This is a genomic window from Streptomyces sp. SN-593 (assembly GCF_016756395.1).
Taxonomy (GTDB): domain Bacteria; phylum Actinomycetota; class Actinomycetes; order Streptomycetales; family Streptomycetaceae; genus Actinacidiphila; species Actinacidiphila reveromycinica.
Genome location: NZ_AP018365.1, coordinates 7,890,228 through 7,907,138 on the forward strand (window position 1 = coordinate 7,890,228; position 16,911 = coordinate 7,907,138).

At 75.3% G+C, this 16,911-nt stretch carries 14 protein-coding genes; 8 read left to right on the forward strand and 6 right to left on the reverse strand.

The features are described from left to right. The first annotated feature begins 37 nt into the window (after positions 1-37). Both gcvP and RVR_RS33570 read left to right on the forward strand, forming a co-directional pair. Positions 38-2,926 (forward strand): aminomethyl-transferring glycine dehydrogenase, encoded by a 2,889-nt coding sequence (gcvP, locus tag RVR_RS33565; RefSeq protein ID WP_202237679.1) that lies wholly within the window; start codon positions 38-40, stop codon positions 2,924-2,926. A gap of 273 nt (positions 2,927-3,199) precedes the next feature. Continuing rightward, complete coding sequence (locus tag RVR_RS33570; RefSeq protein ID WP_202237680.1) at positions 3,200-3,406, forward strand: DUF5999 family protein; 207 nt, start codon at positions 3,200-3,202, stop codon at positions 3,404-3,406. Positions 3,407-3,515: 109 nt separating this feature from the next. Here the strand turns inward: RVR_RS33570 and RVR_RS33575 are convergent, their stop codons facing one another. Continuing rightward, positions 3,516-4,103, reverse strand: coding sequence for a hypothetical protein (locus tag RVR_RS33575; RefSeq protein ID WP_202237681.1), 588 nt, complete (start codon positions 4,101-4,103; stop codon positions 3,516-3,518). Between the two features lie 473 nt (positions 4,104-4,576). Between RVR_RS33575 and RVR_RS33580 the strand changes: the two genes are divergently transcribed. Beyond that, positions 4,577-6,070 carry a glutamate-cysteine ligase family protein gene (locus RVR_RS33580; protein WP_202237682.1) on the forward strand — a complete coding sequence of 498 codons (1,494 nt, stop codon included), beginning with the start codon at positions 4,577-4,579 and terminating at the stop codon, positions 6,068-6,070. Between the two features lie 196 nt (positions 6,071-6,266). Continuing rightward, positions 6,267-7,073 carry a CPBP family intramembrane glutamic endopeptidase gene (locus RVR_RS33585; protein ID WP_202239562.1) on the forward strand — a complete coding sequence of 269 codons (807 nt, stop codon included), beginning with the start codon at positions 6,267-6,269 and terminating at the stop codon, positions 7,071-7,073. Between the two features lie 121 nt (positions 7,074-7,194). Here RVR_RS33585 and RVR_RS33590 read toward each other — a convergent pair whose 3' ends face one another. After that, complete coding sequence (locus RVR_RS33590; RefSeq protein ID WP_202237683.1) at positions 7,195-8,022, reverse strand: PhzF family phenazine biosynthesis protein; 828 nt, start codon at positions 8,020-8,022, stop codon at positions 7,195-7,197. Between the two features lie 244 nt (positions 8,023-8,266). Continuing rightward, on the reverse strand, positions 8,267-8,458 hold the full coding sequence (locus tag RVR_RS33595) for a DUF1059 domain-containing protein (RefSeq protein ID WP_202237684.1): 192 nt from the start codon (positions 8,456-8,458) through the stop codon (positions 8,267-8,269). A gap of 218 nt (positions 8,459-8,676) precedes the next feature. Here RVR_RS33595 and RVR_RS33600 point away from each other — a divergent pair, with 218 nt between their 5' ends. After that, complete coding sequence (locus tag RVR_RS33600) at positions 8,677-9,537, forward strand: MOSC domain-containing protein (protein ID WP_237405123.1); 861 nt, start codon at positions 8,677-8,679, stop codon at positions 9,535-9,537. Between the two features lie 94 nt (positions 9,538-9,631). Here RVR_RS33600 and RVR_RS38180 read toward each other — a convergent pair whose 3' ends face one another. Both RVR_RS38180 and RVR_RS33610 read right to left on the reverse strand, forming a co-directional pair. After that, complete coding sequence (locus tag RVR_RS38180; protein ID WP_237405124.1) at positions 9,632-11,263, reverse strand: MFS transporter; 1,632 nt, start codon at positions 11,261-11,263, stop codon at positions 9,632-9,634. 150 nt (positions 11,264-11,413) lie between these two features. Continuing rightward, entirely contained in the window at positions 11,414-11,785 is a 372-nt protein-coding gene (locus tag RVR_RS33610) for a YrdB family protein (RefSeq protein WP_202237686.1), read from the reverse strand. A 247-nt stretch (positions 11,786-12,032) separates the two neighbouring features. On the opposite strand from RVR_RS33610, the gene RVR_RS33615 reads away from it, so the two are divergent. Then, positions 12,033-12,644, forward strand: coding sequence for a PadR family transcriptional regulator (locus RVR_RS33615; protein WP_202237687.1), 612 nt, complete (start codon positions 12,033-12,035; stop codon positions 12,642-12,644). 233 nt (positions 12,645-12,877) lie between these two features. On the opposite strand, the gene RVR_RS33620 is transcribed toward RVR_RS33615, so the two are convergent. After that, on the reverse strand, positions 12,878-13,957 hold the full coding sequence (locus RVR_RS33620; RefSeq protein WP_202237688.1) for a LacI family DNA-binding transcriptional regulator: 1,080 nt from the start codon (positions 13,955-13,957) through the stop codon (positions 12,878-12,880). Between the two features lie 235 nt (positions 13,958-14,192). Here RVR_RS33620 and RVR_RS33625 point away from each other — a divergent pair, with 235 nt between their 5' ends. Both RVR_RS33625 and RVR_RS38185 read left to right on the forward strand, forming a co-directional pair. Next, positions 14,193-14,975 carry a pyridoxine/pyridoxamine 5'-phosphate oxidase gene (locus RVR_RS33625; protein ID WP_202237689.1) on the forward strand — a complete coding sequence of 261 codons (783 nt, stop codon included), beginning with the start codon at positions 14,193-14,195 and terminating at the stop codon, positions 14,973-14,975. 132 nt (positions 14,976-15,107) lie between these two features. Next, a complete protein-coding gene (locus RVR_RS38185) occupies positions 15,108-16,316 on the forward strand; it encodes an EamA family transporter (RefSeq protein WP_237405125.1) in 1,209 nt (402 codons plus the stop codon). Positions 16,317-16,911 lie beyond the last annotated feature (595 nt).

Genomic DNA, 16,911 nt, shown 5'->3' on the forward strand with positions numbered 1-16,911 from the left:
CCCCCGAAGGTCGTCACAGACCAGGAGGCCCCCGAAGATGAGTGACCGCCGAACCACGCTCGCCGAGCTCGAGGCAGGCCGGCCCTTCGCCCGCCGCCACATCGGTCCCGACGTCGGGGCGCAGGCCAAGATGCTCGCCCAGGTGGGCTACGGCTCGCTGGACGAACTGACCGCCGCGGCCGTCCCCGACACCATCAGGAGCACCGGGGCGCTCGGCCTGCCCGCCGCCGTCACGGAGGCCGAGGCACTCGCCGAACTGCGGGCGCTCGCCGACCGCAACCAGGTGCTCACCCCGATGATCGGCCTGGGCTACTACGGCACCTTCACCCCGCCGGTCATCCTGCGCAACGTGCTGGAGAACCCCGCCTGGTACACCGCCTACACCCCGTACCAGCCGGAGATCTCGCAGGGCCGCCTCGAAGCGCTGCTGAACTTCCAGACCGTCGTCGCCGACCTCACCGGTCTGCCCACCTCGGGGGCCTCCCTGCTGGACGAGGGCACCGCGGCCGCCGAGGCGATGGCGCTGTCCCGCCGGGTCGGCAAGGTCAGGAACGGCGTCTACCTCGTCGATGCCGACACCTTCCCGCAGACCCTCGCGGTGATCCGCACCCGCGCCGAACCGACCGGCGTCGAGGTCGTCACCGCCGACCTGTCCGCGGGCATCCCCGCCGACGTCGCCAAGCGCGGCGTCACCGGGGTGCTGCTCCAGTACCCGGGCGCCTCGGGCGCCGTACGCGACCTGCGGCCGGTCATCGAGCAGGCGCACGACCTGGGTGCGATCGTCACCGTGGCCGCCGACCTGCTGGCGCTGACCCTGCTCACCCCGCCCGGCGAGCTCGGCGCGGACATCGCGGTCGGCACCACCCAGCGCTTCGGCGTCCCGATGGGCTTCGGCGGCCCGCACGCCGGCTACATGGCGGTCCGCGACTCCTACGCCCGCAACCTGCCGGGCCGGCTCGTCGGCGTCTCCGTCGACGCCGACGGCGACACCGCCTTCCGGCTGGCCCTCCAGACGCGCGAGCAGCACATCCGGCGCGAGAAGGCCACCAGCAACATCTGCACCGCCCAGGTGCTGCTCGCGGTGATGGCCGGCATGTACGCCGTCTACCACGGGCCCGACGGACTGGCCGCCATCGCGCGCCGCACCCACCGCTACGCCGCGGTGCTCGCCGCGGGCCTGCGCGCGGCCGGCGTCGAGGTCGTCGGGGACGCGTTCTTCGACACCCTGACCGCGAGGGTGCCGGGCCGGGCCGCCGACGTGGTGGCCGCCGCCCGCGCGGCCGGCGTCAACCTGCGGCAGACCGACGCCGACCACGTCGGCGTCGCCTGCGACGAGACCACCGACCGCGCCGCGCTGGCCGCGGTGCTCGCCGCGTTCGGCGCCGCCACCGTCGACCTCGACGCGCTCGACGACGCCACCGCCGACGCGCTGCCCGACGCGCTGCTGCGCACCGGCGACTACCTCACCCACCCGGTCTTCCACCGGCACCGCAGCGAGACCTCGATGCTGCGCTACCTGCGCCGCCTCGCGGACCGCGACTACGCCCTGGACCGCGGCATGATCCCGCTGGGCTCGTGCACCATGAAGCTCAACGCGACCACCGAGATGGAGCCGGTCACCTGGCCGGAGTTCGGCGCGCTGCACCCCTTCGCGCCCGCCGACCAGGCCGAGGGCTACCTCAGCCTGATCCACGGCCTGGAGGACCAGCTCGCCGAGATCACCGGCTACGACAAGGTCAGCCTCCAGCCGAACGCCGGATCGCAGGGCGAACTGGCCGGCCTGCTCGCGGTGCGCGCCTACCACCGCGCGAACGGCGACCTCGACCGCACGGTCTGCCTGATCCCGTCCTCCGCGCACGGCACCAACGCCGCCAGCGCCGTGATGGCCGGCATGAGCGTGGTCGTGGTCAAGACCCGCCAGGACGGCGACGTGGACGTCGACGACCTGCGCGCGAAGATCGAGCAGCACCGCGACCGGCTCGCCGTGCTGATGGTCACCTACCCCTCCACGCACGGCGTGTTCGAGGAGCACATCACCGACATCTGCGCGGCCGTGCACGACGCCGGCGGACAGGTCTACGTGGACGGCGCGAACCTCAACGCGCTGGTCGGGCTGGCCCGCCCGGGCCGGTTCGGCGCCGACGTGTCCCACCTGAACCTGCACAAGACGTTCTGCATCCCGCACGGCGGCGGCGGCCCCGGCGTCGGCCCGGTCGCGGTCCGCGCCCACCTCGCCCCGCACCTTCCCAACCACCCGCTCCAACCCGAGGCCGGCCCCGCCACCGGTGTCGGCCCGGTGTCGGCCGCGCCCTGGGGCTCGGCGGGCATCCTGCCGATCTCCTGGACGTACGTCCGGCTGATGGGCGCCGAGGGCCTCAAGCAGGCCACCCAGATCGCGGTGCTGAGCGCCAACTACGTCGCCAAGCGGCTGGAGGCGCACTACCCGGTGCTCTACACCGGTCCCGGCGGCCTCGTCGCCCACGAGTGCATCGTCGACCTGCGGCAGCTCACCCGGGAGACCGGCGTCAGCGTCGACGACGTGGCCAAGCGGCTGATCGACTACGGCTTCCACGCGCCGACGATGTCCTTCCCGGTGGCCGGCACCCTGATGATCGAGCCCACCGAGAGCGAGGACCTCGCCGAACTCGACCGGTTCTGCGAGGCGATGATCGCGATCCGCGGCGAGATCGACCGGGTCGGCGCGGGGGAGTGGCCGGCGGACGACAACCCGCTGCGCTCGGCCCCGCACACCGCGGCCGCGCTCGGCGGCGACTGGGACCACCCCTACAGCCGCCAGGAGGCCGTCTTCCCGGCCGGGGTGCACCCCGCGGACAAGTACTGGCCGCCGGTGCGCCGCATCGACGGGGCGTTCGGCGACCGCAACCTGGTGTGCTCCTGCCCCCCGCTGGACGCCTACGAGGGCTGATCCGCGCGGCGCCTCCGCGGGGCGCCGACGGGGCTCCGGAGACGGCGCCCTTCGACCGGGAAACGGTCGAAGGACGCCGTCGCGCGTGCGCGACCGGCCGGGCGGGCGATGCGCCCGGCACCAATGAGGAGCGCGCTCGTGAAATGCCTGCGGAATGCCGTCCGGGGAGCAAGACTGGGACCGGCCGCGCGAGAACGGGGGACCCACATGAGCCAGTCAGGCCACGCGACCGACCGCACCATTCACCTCTCGCAGCGAAAGACACCAGTGACCATGTGCCAGCACGAGCCGCAGTGCCCCACCGCCGACAGCCCCGACCGTGAGGCGGCCCTGATCGTGGCCCACCACCCGGAGCAGGGGTGGAGCCTGCTGTGCAACGGGGTGCTGCTCTTCGAGGACACCGGGGAGATCCTGCCCGACGGGCAGATCATCGCCCCGCACCGGCCGCTGGCCTCGGCGGGTGCCGCCACGGTCGTCTGACGGCGCGGCCGTGCCCGGCCTGCCCGCGCCGCAGGGGACGCGGGCCGACCGGGCACGGCTGGTTCCCCCGAGCGCTGGGCGCCCGGGAGAACGGGCCTCGTCCGGGTCCCTACGCGGGGGAGCCGGCCAGCGGCGGAGGCGCGAGCCACGCGCTGAGCAGCGGCGCCAGCTCGACGATCCGGTACACCCGGTGCGAGGCGATCCCCGGCGGTGCCGGGGCCAGCGGGATGACGAGGTCGGCCGGGTCCGGCTGGGCGGTGGCGGCGTCGGCGCGCGGCACCGAGTGCAGCCACAGCGCCATCATGTACCGGCTCGGCACCGAGAGCAGGTGCGGCTGGTAGGTGGCCGGCAGCGGCTCGGCCTGGCGCAGCGCCCGCTCGGTCGAGGCCAGGTAGGGACCCTCGGAGAAGCGTGAGAACACCCAGCCGTCGGGGGTCGCCACGGTCTCGCCCGCCGCGGCCACCCGGGCCCCCGCCCTGATATGGAACCGCCAGCCGGCCAGCCGCGCGTGAGGCAGGCCGCCGGGGACCGACGCCGGTTCGAACACGTGGACCGGCAGGGGGAGTTCGGCGTCCAGCGGGCCCTGCGCGGTGCGCAGGGCGGGGGTCCGGGCTTCCAGGACCGCGGTGGGCGAACTGAGCGCGGCCAGGACGCTCAACAGGGCGGGTGCGGGTGCAGGGGGGACAAGCAGCGGCATGGTGTTGTCGCCTCTCACTGGGAGACACGTGGTGCGGGCACAAAGCGGTGCGGGCGAGGTGCGGACGGCGCGGTCAGTACCCGGTGGGGGTTACTGCTCAAGCTCGCCCGGCGACGGCGGATACTCTGCCTCGTGCGCGGAGTTTATACGACGTGTGTTCGCTCCATGTTTCATCTACCCGCTGCCGGTATTACCCGCAAGGCGGTTATCCGCCTTCCTCCCCGGCTGCCCGGCCGGCATTCCCGCAGGGTATCGGACGGTTGCCCCCGATTTGCGCCCCGTACGGTCGGCCGGAAACATACGGTGGTATTCATCAGGATTTTACGCGCGTCCCTGCTCCGAATGTGCCACCGGTACATGACCACTGCCGGTCACTACGGCAAGCGTAGCGTGCACACCGGGTCCCGGGGGGCGTTATCGATCAGCCGGCTGGGCATCCTCCCGTGAGGACCCGCACGAGGAGGGACGCTTCGATGGGGGAGAAGGTCGTGGCCGGGGAGTTCGACCTGGCCGACCGGCGCATGTACCGGAACAAGCTCCAGCAGTGCCTGCTGGGGCTCGAGAGGCTGCTGGCGGAGCGGCGCTTCGACCGGCCGCGCAATCTCATGGGTCTGGAGATCGAATTGAATCTCGCGGATTCCGACGGACTGCCGCGCATGATGAACGAAGAGGTTCTGGAGCGCATCGCGAGCCGAGATTTCCAGACCGAGCTGGCGCAGTTCAACATTGAAGTGAACATCGCGCCGCACGCGCTTTCCGGCCGGGTCCTCGACCGGCTCGCCGAGGAACTGCGCACCGGTCTCGGCTACGCCGACCGGATGGCCGGGGAGGTCGGCGCGGGCATCGTGATGGTCGGAATCCTGCCCACCCTCCAGGCGCAGGACCTGGTCTCGGCGAACCTCTCCCGGGCCGACCGCTACACCCTGCTCAACGACCGGATCCTCGCCATGCGCGGCGAGGACATCACCCTGGACATCGAGGGCGTCGAGCACCTCGTCTACACCTCCGCCTCGATCGCGCCCGAGGCGGCCTGCACCTCCACGCAGATGCACCTCCAGGTCACCCCGGGCCGCTTCGGCCCGGCGTGGAACGCCGCCCAGGTGGTGTCCGCGCCGCAGGTCGCGATCGGCGCGAACTCGCCCTTCCTGTTCGGCCGCGAGCTGTGGCGCGAGACCCGCCCGCTGCTGTTCCAGCAGGCCACCGACGTGCGCCCGCAGGAGCTGCGGGCCCAGGGGGTGCGGCCGCTGACCTGGTTCGGTGAGCGGTGGATCGACTCCGCGGCGGACCTGTTCGCGGAGAACCTGCGCTACTTCCCCTCGCTGCTGCCGATCTGCGACGCGGAGGATCCGCTGCGGGTGCTCGACGAGGGCGGGGTGCCCCAACTGCGCGAGCTGACCCTGCACAACGGCACGATCTACCGCTGGAACCGCCCGGTCTACCAGGTCGTCGACGGCGTGCCGCACCTGCGGGTGGAGAACCGGGTGATGCCGGCCGGGCCGACCGTCGCCGACGTGATCGCGAACGCGGCGTTCTACTACGGCCTGGTCCGCGCGCTCGCCGAGGCGCCCCGGCCGATCTGGCAGCGGCTGCCCTTCGGCGCCGCCGCCGCGAACTTCGACGCCGCGTGCCGTGACGGTGTGGACGCGGTGCTGCACTGGCCGCGTCCGCGCGGCACCGCCCTCAGCCAGGTGCCGGCGACCGACCTGATCCGCGACGAGCTGCTGCCGCTGGCCGCGGCCGGGCTCGACGGCTGGGGCATCGACCCCGCCGACCGCGACCTCTACCTCGGCATCATCGAGCAGCGCTGCCGCCTCCGTACCAACGGGGCCCGCTGGCAGGCCGAGACGTTCCACCACTACCTCGGCCGCGGGCTGGACCGGCGTGCGGCGCTCGCCGCGATGACCCAGCGCTACCGGGCCCTGTCCACCGAGGGCTCCCCGGTGCACACCTGGCCGCTCCCGGACTGACCCGTCGGGCGGCGTCCGGGCAGGTCGCGGGACTGGGCAGGTCGCGGGGACCGGCCCGGTCGCGGGACCGCGGCCCAGCTTCGTGGCGTAGGCTCGCGCGGCACACGCAACGGCGCCGCGTGGGGGCGCGGCGGTGCGGTGGTAGGGCGGCGGGCGGGATCTTCGTATCGTGTCCACGACGACACGGGAGGACCGCGTGCAGGCACCAGTACAGGCACAGGCCGGGCAGCCGGGCCGGCCGCAGCCGCTGCTCGAGGAGCGGACGCTGCGCAGCGAGACGCTGATCGTGCTGGCGCTGTCCCTCGGCGCCAGCGGCGTCTCCGCGGTGATCAGCTTCATCGGGTCGGTGACGCGGCCGGGCGCGCTGAAGGACCAGGCCGCCACGCTGGTCGGCTCGCAGGCCCCCGGCCGCCCCTGGCTCGACCTGGCCTGGCAGGTCTTCGCCATCGCCACGGCGCTCGCCCCGGTCGCGCTGGTCGCGCACCTGTTGGCGCGCGAGCGGGTCGGGATGCCCGCGCTCGGCTTCGACCTCACCCGCCCGCGCCGCGACCTGGCGTGGGGGGCGCTGGTCGCGGCGGTGATCGGCGGCACCGGACTCGCCTTCTACCTGGGCGCGCGGGCCGCCGGCTTCAACCTCACGGTGGTGCCGGAGTCGTTGCCGGACGTGTGGTGGCGCATCCCGGTGCTGGTCGCCTCCGCCGTGCAGAACGCGGTGCTCGAAGAGGTCATCGTGGTCGGCTACCTGCTGCGCCGGCTCGACCAGTTGAAGTGGTCACCGACCGCCGCGCTCGTCGCCAGCGCGGTGCTGCGCGGGTCGTACCACCTGTACCAGGGCATCGGCGGCATGGTCGGCAACATGGCGATGGGCGTGGTGTTCGTGCTGCTCTACCGCCGGTGGGGCCGGATCGGCCCGCTGGTCGCCGCGCACTCCCTCATCGACACGGTCGCCTTCGTCGGGTACGCGCTGCTCGCGGGGAAGGTGGGCTGGCTGCCCACCGGCTGAGCACCCGCCGGCGGGGCGGACCTCTTCCAGGCTGGACGTTTCCCGGCTGGATGTCCCCCGGACGGATCGGCTCGGGCGGCACGCGTACGGGGGTCCGCCGGCCCTTGCGGCAACCCGCCTTTCAGGGCACCGCGTGCAGTTCACCGTCGATTACCGTCACGGCCGTGCCGGTCAGCTCGACCCGGTCGCCGCGCAGGCGCGTCCCGACCAGCCCGCCGCGGGCGGACGCCTGGAAGCCGGTCAGTGCCGCACGGCCCAGCCGGGCGGACCAGAACGGCGCGAGAGCGGTGTGCGCGCTGCCGGTGACGGGGTCCTCGTGGACGCCGACGCCGGGGAAGAAGCAGCGTGAGACGAAGTCGTAGCCCGCCCCCGGGTCGGCGGGCGCCGCTGTGGCGATCACCCCGCGCCGGGACAGCCCGGCGAGGGCTCCCGCGTCCGGGGTGAGCGCGCGCACCGTCGCCTCGTCGGCCAGCTCCACCAGGAGGTCGCCGCAGTCCGGGCCGGTGTCCAGCACGGTCAGCGGCTCGGCGCCGAGTGCCGCGGCCAGTCCCGGCGGGGCCTGCTCCGGGGTGAGCGGCGCGGTCGGGAAGTCCAGCGCGATGGCGCCGTCGCCCGCGGTCGTCGCCGCCAGCACCCCCGCCTTCGTACGGAACCTGACGGTGCCGCGCGTCTGGCCGGTGGTCCGCAGGACGTGCGCGGTGGCCAGGGTGGCGTGCCCGCACAGCCGTACCTCGGTGGTCGGGGTGAACCAGCGCAGCGCCCAGTGCGCGTCCTCGCCGTCACCCGGGGGGAGCGGGTGCGCGAACGCCGTCTCGGAGAGGTTCAGCTCGGCCGCGACCTGCTGGAGCCAGCCGTCGGCGGGGAAACCGTCCGCCCCGAGCAGCAGGACGCCCGCGGGGTTCCCGGAGAAGGGCCGGTCGGTGAAGGCGTCGACGATCCGGATGCGCATGCCGCGAGGCTACGGGATCGGGGCCACGGGCAGGAGGGGGCCTCCCCGGGGGCGGGGGCGGGCATACGGCGGGGCTGGTCCGGTGGGGCGGGCGGGCTCACGGCAGGGCTGGTCCGGCGCGCGTCGTGCGCCGCGCCGGACGGGGGCTCGCAGCGGGACCCGGGGGCGTACACACGGCGCCGCCGCCCTCCCGGAGCGGCGGCGGGTTGCCGGCGGCCGGACGGATCGCCCGGTGCCGGGCGCTTCAGGCGTGCTGCGGAACCTCGTCCTTGAGCATGCCGCGGATCTGCTCGCGCATCTCCGGGGTGTCGGCGTGGCCGTGCACGGACGCCGCGTGCTCGGTCGCGGCACGCACGACCTCGTCCTCCTCGCCCGAGATGGTGAGGGTGCAGTTGGACTCGCTCGGGAAGTCCCGGCAGTCGGCTACTTTGCGCATGGTGCACCTCCTCCTCTCCTTCCAGCGTAGTGCGGGGACCGGCGGGTGCAGAGCGTGCGGGCCGGGCCCGGGCTGGGCGGTCGTACGGGGGTGGGCCGTCCGGTGGCGCGGGGCGACCGGTGATGCGGCCCGGGGGCGGCGGGGACGGTGCCCGCGCGGTGGCCCGCGCGGGGGATACCCGCTTGACCGGGGAATCCGGCGTGGGCAGGCTCTGCACGGTGACCGGAGACGAGGCCGTATCCCCCTGCGTGGTGGGGGCGTTGCTGCGTTACCCCGTGAAGTCGATGCTCGGCGAGGAGGTGGGCGCCGCCGAGGTGACGGAGCGGGGGCTGCCCCACGACCGCGGACTCGCGCTGGTGCACCGCGAGAGCGGAAAGGTCGCCAGCGCGAAGAACCCGAGGATGTGGCGCCGGCTGCTCACGCTCAGCGCCCACGCGACGCCGGCGGCGGTGCGGATCGTGCCGCCGGACGGCAAGGCGCTGTGGAGCACCGACGCCGACGTGGACGAACGGCTCTCCGAACTCCTCGGCCAGCCCGTCGTGCTGACCGGCCGCCCGCCGGCCGGGGCGGAACTCGACCGGGCCCACCCCGACGAGGTGCTGCGCCACGGCATCCGCGCCCCCGTCGGCGTGGACGTGGGCCGACTGGGCGGCGCCGCGCCCGAGGGCACCTTCTTCGACTTCGCACCGCTGCACCTGATCACGTCGGCCACGCTGCGCCGCATCGGCGAGCTGAGCCCGCTGGGCGCGGTGGACGTCGCCCGCTACCGGCCGAACATCGTCGTGGACGGTGCGGGGGCGGGGTTCGCCGAGAACGACTGGCTCGGGCGCGACCTGCGGATCGGGGAGCGGCTCACGCTGCGCGTCATCGCCCGCACCCCGCGCTGCGCGGTCCCCACCCTCGCACACGGCCCGCTGCCCCGCGACACCCACGCCCTGCGCGTCCCGGCCGCCCACAACCGGGTGGAGCCGATGGCCGACTCCGACCCGCAGCCCTGCGCCGGCGTCTACGCCCAGGTCGTCCGCCCGGGCCGCGTCGCGGTCGGCGACCGTCTGACGCTCCTTGCCGCCGGCGGTTAGGGTCCCCGCCCGACCCGCCATCACGGCCCCCACGCGTGGGCCCATGCACGGGCCTCGTCGCCCGCCGCGTCGCCGTCAGCCGGCTCCGGAACCCTCACATGCCCGTGCGCGTATCCGTGCCCGTGTCGGCGGCCCGGGCGGCCGTGACCGCGCGCGCGACGGCCGCCGTGGCGGCGAGGGCGAGGGTGGCCAGGCCCGACGCCGCCAGCACCGGGCGCGGTCCGAGCGCGGCGGTGAGGGGGCCGCCCAGCGCGGTGCCCACCGGCGCGGCGGTGAGGAGGGCCGCGCCGCGGGCGGCCAGCACCGTGGTGAGCAGAGCCGCAGGGGTGCGGTCCTGGAAGAGGGTGAAGGAGAGCGCGGTGAAGGGCCCGTAGATCAGGCCGCCGGCGGCGAAGCAGACGAGGGTGACCGACGCCGGCGCGCCCAGGCCGAAGGGCACGAGTGCCACGCCCCAGCCGGCGACGATCCCGAGCGTGACCGGCCACAGCGGGAGCCGGCGCAGCGCACCGGCGCCCAGAGCGCCGAGGACGGCACCCACCCCGAAGAGCGTCCAGTACAGGCCGAGCAGGCGCGCGCCGGCGTGCAGGTCGTCGGTGACGTGCAGGGGCAGCGCGACTTCGACCGGGCCGTAGAGGAAGTTGAAGAACCAGGTCAGGGCGAGGATGCCGAGCAGTTCGGGCTGGCCGGCGAGCAGCCGTCGGCCCACCGCGCGGTGCTCTCCGGCGGGTTCCGTCACAGTGGCCGCCGGGGCAGGGGCGGCGGTCCCGGGCGCGGTGGCCGCACCCGTCGAACCGGCCCTGCCGGCCGTGTCGGGTCCGGTGCCCGGTTCCGGTTCCGGTCCCGGGGTCGTGGCCGTGGTCGGGGCCGGGGACAGGGCGGAGGCCGGCGCCGGTCCCGGACGCCCGACGGTCGCCGCCGCGCTGTCGGGCAGGGCCGGAGCCACCGTGTTCTGCGCGGGCACCTCCGCCGGGCCCGGGTCGGGGGGTGTCGTGGGGTTCGGGTCGGCCGGTGCCGCCGTGGTCTGTGCGGGCACCTGCGCGGGGACCGGGTGGGGCGGTGTCGCGGAGCCAGGGGTGTCATGGTCGTCGCCGTGCCGGACGGCCACGCCGAGCCGGCCCGTCTGCACGGCCAGGAAGGCGAAGGACAGGGCGTCCAGGCCGATGATCCACGCCGGGGCGACGGCGGCCGCCAGGAAGCCGGCGAGCGCGGGACCGACGATCACGGCGGCCGAGCCGCTCGTGCTGACCAGCGCGTTCGCGGCGAGCCGGTGCCGCGGCGGCAGCGCCTGCGCGAGCAGCGCGTACTTGCCGGCCCCGCCCCACGCGTGCAGCAGCGACGAGCCGGCCAGCAGCGCAACGTAGACGCCGGGGCGCAGCACCCCCAGCGCCCAGGCCAGGGGCACGCAGCCCAGCAGGACCGCGCGCAGGCAACTGTCGGCGGCCAGCAGCCGGCGGGCCGGGACGCGGCGGAGGCGGGGCGCCAGGACGAGCGCGCCGAGGGCGCCGGGGAGCGCGTACGCGGCCACCGCGGCACCGAGCAGGATCCCGGCGTCGCCCGTCGGCGCGATCGACAGGGCCGTCCAGGCGACGGCGACCATGCTCATGCCGTCCCCGAGGTCACAGGCGGCCAGGGCGGCCAGCAGACGCCGCACGGGGCGGTGCGTGAAGAGCGGGCGGTAGGCGGGCGGCAGCAGGAGCAGGGCCCGGCGCGGGGTGGGAGTGGGCACCGGCCCAGGCTGCCGCCTCAAGCGCGGTTGAGGTCAAGCCGCAGCCGAACCGTACTCCTCGGACGCGCCCGGTCCGCCGGGACATCCGACCCCGGCATGGGAACGACGCCCGGTGCCGCCCGGGGGCCTCGCCACGTCAGGAGGTCACCGCTACGTCAGGCGGTCACCGGCACGTCGGGAACGTGTGCGGTGGTACGAGGCCAGGGCGGTGTTGAGGACGACGGCCACGGTGAACCAGAGGAACGGCGACCGGTGCCCGAGCACGAGCAGCGCCAAGGCGGCGGCGCCGAACACCCCCGCCTTCACCCCGAGCTGGGCAGCGTACGGAATCGCGAACATCCCCCAGAGCACGGCGGCGCCGAGCGGTGCGGCCACCGCGAGGGCCAGGGACCCCGCCCAGCCGAGGCCACGGGTGGAGCCCCACCAGGCCAACAGGCCGAGCGCCACCACCTCCAGCAGGAAGGCGAGGCCCTCGTTGACGAGGAAGAAGGCACGGACGGCCGGTGGCGGCGAAGCGGTCATGGGGCCACCTTCATGGTTCCGCGGGAAGGGGTCCACCCCGATCGACCCGGTCCCGCCCGACGGCCGGGCGGGACCGGGACCACGGCGTCCCCGCGGCGGTCGTGCAGCGGTGCCGCCGAAGCGCGGTGGGGGCGATCAAGGACCACGGCGACCGGACGGCGGCGGTTTCCGGAGGGGCTTGCCAGGCGATGGGTTCCGATATATCGTTGAGCTGTCGCGTACGATCAACGATGGAAGGAGCGACATCATGCGTTCCCAAGGACATGCACATGGTCACGGAAACCGCGGACCCGGACATCGCGGGTGGGGCGAGCGAGAGGGGTCGCGGGCGGCGTTCGGGCCGTTCGGGCCGCCCTTCGGCGGCGGGCCGTTCGGGCCCGGCGGCCGCGGGCGCGGCGGACCGCGCGGACGCGCCCGGCGGGGCGACGTGCGCGCGTCGATCCTGGCGCTGCTCACCGACCGTCCCATGCACGGCTACGAGATGATCCAGGAGATCGCCGAGCGCAGCGGCGGCGCGTGGCGGCCGAGCCCCGGCTCGGTCTACCCGACGCTGCAACTGCTGGAGGACGAGGGCCTGATCGGCAGCGAGAGCGAGGGCGGCAAGAAGCTGTTCACGCTCACGGACACCGGTCGGGCGGAGGCCGAGGCCGGCCCCGACGCGCCCTGGGAGGACGCCGGTCGCGGCGTCGACTGGGACGCGCTCAACGAGATCAGGAGGGCCGGCGGAGGGCTGATCGAGGCGTTCCGCCAGGTCTGGGCGACGGGTACCCCGGAGCAGCGCGACAGGGCGCTGACCGTGGTGAACGACGCGCGGAAGAAGCTGTACCTGATCCTCGCCGACGAGGACGTCGAGAAGTAGTACCCGCGATGGCGCCGGCTCCGTCGGCGCCACGCGGCCGGTCCGCCGGCGGGCACCGCGCCCGGCGCCGGAACCGGCCGCACCGACCAGGCCGCCGCGGCCGCCCACATGACGACGGGCGGCCGCGGCGGCCTCTCCCATGACGGGCGTCCGCACACCCCGGGCGGTGGGCCGGACGCCGCGCCCGCTCCACCCGGCTCGACCCTGGGACTCCGCCCGGTTCGACGCCCGGACTACACCCGGCTCGACCCTCGGACCAGCAACCGGGTCGGCACGATGTACGCGTGCACGAGGTCCGCCGGCCGCCCTGGATCGGCGTCCAGCAGGCCGCGCAGGGCCGCGACCGCGGCCTCGCCCAGCGCGCGCTGGTCCTGCGCGACCGTGGTGAGGGCCGGACGGACCAGCGCCGCCGCGTCGATGTCGTCGAAGCCGACCACCGCCAGGTCCCGCGGCACCGACAGCCCGGCGTCCGCCGCCGCGTGCAGCGCGCCGATCGCCATCTGGTCACCCGCCGCGAAGATCGCGGTCGGCGGCTCCGGGAGGTCGAGCAGCCCGCGCGCCGCGGCCTCGCCGCTGGCCAGGAAGAAGTCGCCCTCGACCACGTACGCGTCGGGCACGGGGAGCTTCAGCCGCTCGCACGCCCGCCGGTAGCCGGTCAGCCGCTCGGCCGCCGGCGGCAGGTGCAGCGGGCCGGTGACGGTGGCGATCCGGCGGTGCCCCAGCTCGTACAGGTGCTGCACGGCCGCGGCCGCGCCCGCCGCGTTGTCGGAGCTGACCCGTACCGTGCGCGGGCCGGTGAACGCGGTGTCGATGCCCGCGCAGGGCACCGTGGAGGCGGCCAGCGCGCGCAGGCACCGGTCGTCGGGGGGAGTGGTCAGCACGATCACGCCCTCCAGGTTGTGCCGCTGGACCGCCTGGAGGTACGCCCCGTCGGGGTCGTCGTCGCCCGCGGTGGTGAGCAGCATCAGGTGGTAGTCGGCCTCCGACAGCGCGGTGCGCACCGCGCTGAGCAGCCCGAGCAGGAAGGGGTTGTGCAGGCCCTGCGCCTCCTGTCCGCTGTCCCAGATCAGCCCGATGGTGTCCGAGCGGCGGCGGACCAGCGTGCGGGCGGGCTCGTTGGGCGCGTATCCCAACTCCGTGGCCAGCCGGCGTATCCGGGCGCGGGTGGCCTCGCTCACCTCGGCGCGGTCGTTGAGCGCCCGCGAGACGGTGGCGGTCGACACCCCGCTGCGGCGGGCGAGTTCACGGATGTTCACGAGGTAGCCGTTCTGCGCGAGTTCGGACAGGAAAGCGCTCCCGTAAGGGTGCGGCACGACAACGCCCTGCGTACAGTCCTGACGATCTGTGAATACGGGTGCCGGACGGACCGTGGGCACGGAATCGTTTACGGTGCCGGGGCCCGGACCGGCCGTGGGGGAGCGCCGGGCGAGGCACCCGCGGCGGCGCCGGGCGGTCCGCGGGCGGGGCAACCCGCCGTCCACGGCGGGGCGGTGTGTGATGGACGCTGTCCGGAGAGCGGCGAGAGCGGCACGGCGGAAGGGGCACGGCATGGACGGGCGGACGGACGGCGGCGACGGCCGGCACGCGGCGGAGGGCCCGGAGGCGGGCCCGGTGGGCGCTCGGGACGCCGGCTCGGGGAGTGGGCAGGACGCGGGGCGGCGCGAGGACGAGGCGTTGCTCGCGCGGACCCGGGCCGTACCGGTGCTCGCCGGACCGCTGCCGCACCTCGACCCGGAGCGGGTACCGGACGCCCCCGGGCCGTTGTTCGCCGAGTGGCTGGCCGCGGCGATCGACGCCGGGGTGCCCGAGCCGCAGGTCATGACGCTCAGCACCGCCGCCCCCGACGGCACGCCCAGCGCCCGCGTGCTGATCCTGCGCGGCATCGACTCGGCCGGTTGCGCCTACGACTTCGCGTCGGACTCCCGTACCCGCAAGGGCCGCGACCTGGCGGCCAACCCCCGCGCGGCGCTCACCTGGTACTGGCCCGCCCTCGGCCGTCAGATCCGGATGGCGGGGCCGGTCGTCGTGCTCGGCCCCGACGCCACCGCGAGGGACTTCCTCGGCCGCGGCGAGCACGCCCGGGCGGCGGCGTTCGCCGGTCCGCCGAGCGCGCCGCTGGACTCCGCCGCGCGGTACGTGGAGGCGCTGCGGGTCGCGCGCGACCTCGTCGCCGCCGAGCCGGACCGGGTGCCGGCCACGCACACGCTCTACCGGCTCCGGGCGGACGAGGCCGAGTTCTGGCAGGCCGACCCGGCGCGCTTCCACGTCCGGGTGCGGTACGGGCGGCAGCCGGGGGGCCGGGGGTGGTCGCGGACACTGCTGTGGCCGTGACCAGCACGGTCCGGACGAACGCCTTCCGGATCGGCTCCCGGACCCGCTCCCGGACCGGCTTCCGGGGCCGGCGGCGCGGCCGCCGCCGGTGCCCGAGATGACGCTGCTGTCGCGGACTGCCATCATGTCCGGATGTCGTCAACTCAGGTGCGGAGCAGCGGGGTCGGGCTCGCCCTGCTGTCGGCGGTGGCCTTCGGCGGGTCGGGGGTGGCGGCGAAGCCCCTCATCGAGGCCGGGTTCGAGCCGCTGCACGTCGTCTGGATGCGGGTGGCCGGCGCGGCGCTGGTGCTGCTGCCGGTCGCGCTGCGGCACCGGCGGCTGCCGCTGCGCCGGCCGGGGCTGGTGATCGGCTTCGGGCTGCTCGGCATCGTGGGCGTCCAGGCGCTGTACTACCTGGCGATCTCCCGGATACCCGTCGGCATCGCGATCCTCGTGGAGTACCTGGGGCCCGCGCTGCTGCTGGGCTGGGTGCGGTTCGTGCAGCGGCGGAAGGTGAGCCGTGCCGCGGTCGTCGGGGTGGTGCTCGCGGTCGGCGGCATGTGCCTGGTGGTCCGGATCTGGTCCGGGCTCGCCTTCGCACCGGTCGGCCTGCTCTGCTCGTTCGGCGCGGCCTGCTGCCAGGTCGCCTACTTCGTGCTGGCCGACCACGGCGCCCAGGACGGCGCGTCCGTGCCCGCGGACCCCGGCGGCCTCGCCGCCGACGGGTTCGCCGCCGACGGGTTCGCGGACGCGCCGGGTGACAGCTTCCCGAGCGGGTTCGACGACCGGCCCGGCCACCGGCCCGACGACCGGTTCACCGACCGGGCCGAGGACGGGTTCGCCGACCGGGCCGGTGACGGCGCCGGCGACGGATCGGCCGACCGGCACGGGGACGACGCCGAGGACGGGGGAGCACCGGACCCGGTCGCGGTGGTCGCGCACGCGCTGCTGATCGGCACCGCGGCGCTCACCCTGGTCGCGCGCCCGTGGGACATCGCCTGGACCTCCCTGGCCCACCAGGTGCCGCTCGGCGACGCGGACGTCCCCGGCATCCTGCTGGTCGGCTGGATCGTGCTGGTGTGCACGGTCGTCTCCTACCTGACCGGGGTGGTGGCGGTGCGGCGCCTCAGCCCGCAGGTCGCCGCGGTCGTCTCCTGCGTGGAGGCCGTGGTCGGCGCGGTGCTCGCCTGGTTCCTGCTGGGCGAACACCTCGGCGTCCCCCCGCTGTTCGGCGGCGCGCTGGTGCTGGTCGGCGCGTTCGTGGCGCAGACGGCCCTGCCCGGGGCGGCGGAGCCGGGGCCGCCCGCGCCGCCTGCGGTTCCGGAGCCGCAGGCCGAGCCGGACCTCGCGCCGCGGCCCTGATCCGAACGGACCGCGTCGCCCACCGACCGCCGGGAACGGCGGACGGGCCGTGTCCGACACGGCCCGTCCGCCGGCCCCCGGGGCACCCCGCCCGCGCGCTCCCGTCCCGCCCGCGGCGCGAGGCGTCCCCGGGCGGTCGGTGGCCGACGCGGTCCGCGCGCTCCCGTCTCCGCCGGGAGCCTCGGGGGTGCTCCCGCCCCCGCAGGCCGCGCCGGGAGCCCCCGGGCTGCGGGGGCCGCTGCTCCCCGGGCGGGACGACTCCCCGCCCCCGGGCCCCGCGGGCGGGGGCTACAGTGGCGGCATGCGCTCCTTCGCTGTCCTTCCGCCGCCCGCCGCCTGACGCGGGCGGCCCGGACCAGGTCACATCCACGGCCCGCCGTGGCGCCGACGGACCTCATGGCCGTCCCGCCATCCCCGACGGGCGTGCGACGACAGCTACGGTGCCTCGCTTCGTTGTCGGGATCATCCACATACAACCCGGTATGAGGACGACCCTCGCGCCTTGCGATCCACCGCATCCGACGTCCCACGCCGATCCGCCGGGGACGACGGGACAGCCCTTCGGCGCCCCGCGGCGATGAGCGCTGCCCGCAGA